The sequence below is a fragment of the Pseudoduganella sp. RAF53_2 genome (assembly GCF_052113985.1).
Classification (GTDB): Bacteria; Pseudomonadota; Gammaproteobacteria; order Burkholderiales; family Burkholderiaceae_D; genus Rugamonas.
Window position 1 is genome coordinate 1 of the sequence record NZ_JBFRDW010000667.1, and the last position, 3,228, is coordinate 3,228.

Consider the following 3,228-nt stretch of genomic DNA (forward strand, 5'->3'; position numbering starts at 1 on the left):
GATACAGGATTTCCCGGCTAACCCCCTCGCCACTACCGGCGGGTCAATGACCCGCCCTACGAGGAGGTAGCCCGGCCGTCCGGGCGTAGGGCGGATCATTGATCCGCCGCGCTCATTAGTAGATTGCTTTGCCCGAAGCGTCTTTCAGGTTAGCTTTCCAGGAATCCTGGACCAGCTTCACAACGGATGCTGGCAGTGGTACGTAGTCCAGTTCGGTAGCAGCAGCGCCGCCGTTCTTGAAGGCCCAGTCGAAGAACTTCACGACTTCCTTGCCGCGTGCAGCGTCAGCCTGTGCCTTGTGCATCAGGATGAAGGACACGCCGGTGATTGGCCAGGATTGCTTGCCAGCCTGGTCGGTCAGCACCACGCCGAAACCTGGGGTCTTGGTCCATTCCGCGTTGGCAGCAGCGGCCTTGAAGTTGTCATCATCAGGCTGCAGGAACACGCCATCCTTGTTCTTCAGCTGGGTGTGGGACATCTTGTTCTTCTTGGCGTAAGCCCACTCGACGTAGCCGATGGAGCCTTTGATACGCTGCACGTTAGCAGCCACGCCTTCGTTACCTTTACCGCCCACGCCGGTAGCCCACTTCACAGCGGTGCCGGAACCGATCTTGGTCTTGAACTCTGGGGAGGACTTGGACAGGAAGTCGGTGAACAGGAAGGAGGTGCCGGAGCCGTCAGCGCGGTGCACCACGGTGATTTCGTCAGCTGGCAGCTTCACGCCGGCGTTCAGAGCAGCGATCGCGCCGTCGTTCCACTTGGTGATCTTGCCCAGGTAGATGTCAGCAACAACCGGACCGGTCAGCTTCAGCTGGCCAGGAGCTACGCCATCCAGGTTAACCACGGTCACCACACCACCCATGATGGCTGGGAACTGCATCAGGCCGTCAGCGTCCAGCTCTTCTGCTTTCAGAGGCATGTCGGATGCGCCGAAATCAACGGTCTTGGCTTTGATCTGTTTGATACCAGCGCCGGAACCGATGGATTGGTAGTTCAGGCCGTTGCCGGTAGCTGCCTTGTAGGACTCAGCCCACTTAGCGTAAATCGGGTAAGGGAAAGTTGCGCCTGCGCCGGTCATGTCCGCTGCAAAAGCGCTAGCGAACGTCATTGCCGCGGATGCGCCAACAACGAAGGAGGTCAACAACTGTTTCATACGCATATCAAGATCCTCTTGGGGGGTTGGGGTTGAATGCTGCGCARTGTATGACGTCAATATTACAGCTTTATGACATAACTAAAATTCATTTTTGTATGGTCATAAACCTGTCACAAAGCTTAATTACACTACAATAAGGCCAATGAAACAGTAAAAAAATGACAAGTACCATGAAACCGGAACTCCGCGCCGAAGCCGCTAAACAGGCAATCTTTTTGGACCGGGAGCTGTCGCAACTGGCATTTAACCGCCGTGTGATGGCCCAGGCCGAAGACCCGGCAATTCCGGTACTGGAACGACTGCGCTATCTGTGCATCGTCAGCAGTAATCTGGATGAATTCTTTGAAGTACGCGTGGCCAGCCTGCTGGCTGCCGCGGTGGAAGGCGATATGGCCGACCACCCTGCCCTGCAAAGCACCCTGGCCCGCGTCAGCGAAGAGTGCCACGGTCTGGTGCGCCGCCAATATGAGATATTAAATACCGCAGTGCTGCCGGAACTGCGCGCCCAGGGCGTGCACATCGTGCGCCACTCCGAGCGCAACGAAGCGCAGCGCGCCTGGGTCAAGGAATATTTCGAGCGCGAAGTGCGCCCCCTGCTGACCCCGATCGGCCTCGATCCGGCCCACCCCTTCCCGCAGGTTATTAATAAGAGTCTGAACTTTATCGTGGCGCTGAGCGGCAAGGATGCCTTCGGCCGCGGCACCGCGATTGCCATCGTGAAGGCGCCGCGCGTGCTGCCGCGCGTGGTGCGCCTGCCGGACCACCTGTCGCCGCACGGCGTATCGTTCTGCCTGCTCTCTTCTATTATTCACGCCCATATTTCCGATCTGTTCGCCGGCCGTGACGTGATGGCATATTCGCAATTCCGGGTCACCCGCGATTCCGATCTGTGGGTCGATGAGGATGAGGTCAAGAATCTGCGCCAGGCCCTGAAGGGGGAGTTGCAAGGCCGTCAATTCGGCACCTCGGTGCGGCTGGAAGTGRCCAAGAACTGCCCGCCGGAGCTGTCCCAGTTCCTGCTCGACCAGTTCGGCCTGGACCAGACCCGCCTGTATCAGGTGGATGGCCCGGTGAATATGGTGCGCCTGAACGAAATCGTGGACCAGTCGCGCAAGCCGGAACTGCGCTGGCCGCCATTCGTGCCGGGCAGCCTGACCAAGACCGTGGCCAGCGACATCTTTGCCACCCTGCGCAAGAACGATATCCTGCTGCACCATCCTTACCAGAGTTTCCAGACCGTTATCGACTTCATCCGCAGCGCCGCGCTTGATCCGAACGTGGTGGCGATCAAGCAAACCGTCTACCGCACCGGCATGAACTCCGACCTGATGGAAGCCCTGATCGCGGCCGCCCGTAGCGGCAAGGAAGTGACCGTGGTGGTGGAACTGATGGCGCGCTTCGACGAGGAARCAAATATCAACTGGGCCGACAAGCTGGAACAAGCCGGCGCGCAGGTGGTGTACGGCGTGGTGGGCCTGAAGACCCACGCCAAGATCGCCCTGGTGATACGCCGCGATGAAGGCGGCCTGTGCTACTACGCCCACCTYGGCACCGGCAACTACCATCCCTCGACGACCAAGCTGTATACCGACTTCGGCCTGCTGACGGCCGACCCGGCCATGGGCCGCGACGTCAACGAGGTGTTCATGCACCTGACCAGCCTGGCCAAGCCGCAAAAGCTCAGCAATATCTGGCTGGCGCCGTTCTCACTGCAATCCGAGATCATCAAGGCAATCAAGAACGAACAGAAAATTGCAAAGAGCGGGCGTCCGGCGCGGATTATCGCTAAAATCAATGCATTGACCGACGAGCCGGTTATCCGCGCGCTCTACGCCGCTTCGAAAGACGGTGTGAAGATCGATCTGATCGTACGCGGCGCGTGCATGCTGAAGCCGGGCGTGCCGGGCCTGTCGGAAAACATCAAGGTGCGCTCCATCATCGGCCGCTTCCTTGAACACAGCCGCATTTATTACTTCCGCAATGACCTGGCGCATGACATCTACCTGGCCAGCGCGGACTGGATGAACCGCAATCTGCTGCGCCGCATCGAGGTGGCCTTCCCTATCCTCGTC

The 3,228-nt window shown here is 59.0% G+C and carries 2 protein-coding genes; one reads left to right on the forward strand and one right to left on the reverse strand.

What is annotated here, in order from left to right:
• Positions 1 to 115: 115 nt before the first annotated feature.
• Positions 116 to 1,153, reverse strand: a complete 1,038-nt coding sequence (gene pstS / locus AB4Z11_RS27460; protein WP_442029012.1) for a phosphate ABC transporter substrate-binding protein PstS — start codon at positions 1,151 to 1,153, stop codon at positions 116 to 118.
• A gap of 173 nt (positions 1,154 to 1,326) precedes the next feature.
• On the opposite strand from pstS, the gene ppk1 reads away from it, so the two are divergent.
• Positions 1,327 to 3,228, forward strand: a 1,902-nt coding sequence (gene ppk1, locus AB4Z11_RS27465) for a polyphosphate kinase 1 (RefSeq protein ID WP_442029011.1), incomplete at its 3' end; no start/stop codon positions are given.

What these genes read in the sequence shown, in the direction of transcription:
- pstS (WP_442029012.1), bottom strand. Translation starts at nt 1,153, where the DNA reads ATGAAACAGTTGTTGACCTCCTTCGTTGTTGGCGCATCCGCGGCAATG.